This is a genomic window from Acidisphaera rubrifaciens HS-AP3, assembly GCF_000964365.1.
Classification (GTDB): domain Bacteria; phylum Pseudomonadota; class Alphaproteobacteria; order Acetobacterales; family Acetobacteraceae; genus Acidisphaera; species Acidisphaera rubrifaciens.
In genome coordinates, this window is sequence record NZ_BANB01000608.1 from 1 (window position 1) to 454 (window position 454).

Below are 454 nucleotides of genomic sequence, written 5' to 3' on the forward strand. Positions count from 1 at the left end.
GTTGCGCAGCCCCTCAATGCCCATGCGTGCCCTGTCCGGTCAAAGCCCCGCCCGACCGGGACTATCCGCGGCTGCCCGTCGGTCCGATACTGCCGCCGTCCGCCCGCCACGCGCGGGCGCGAACCGCCAGGGGCCACCGCCATGATCGATACCCCGCCCGCCGCCTCGTCTCCCGGCGACCTTCCCTCCCTGACCGGCGAGGCGCGGCGCCGGCATTGGGAGGGCGTCTACACGACGCGCAGCCCGCTGGACGTGTCCTGGTATCAGCCCCGGCCGGAGGTCTCGCTGCGCCTCATCGCCCATGCCGCGCTGCCGCGCACGGCGCGCATCCTCGATGTCGGCGGGGGCGCCTCCACCCTTGTCGATGCGCTGCTGGCGGACGGCTATGCCGATATCGCGGTGGCCGACATCGCGGCCCCGGCGCTGGCGGCTTCGCGCGCGCGGCTCGGCGCCG

General features: G+C 75.3%; 1 protein-coding gene. It reads left to right on the forward strand.

The features are described 5' to 3' along the window. Nucleotides 1–141: 141 nt before the first annotated feature. The coding region (locus B8460_RS15305) for a hypothetical protein (protein ID WP_456303908.1) at nt 142–454 on the forward strand (313 nt) is incomplete at its 3' end.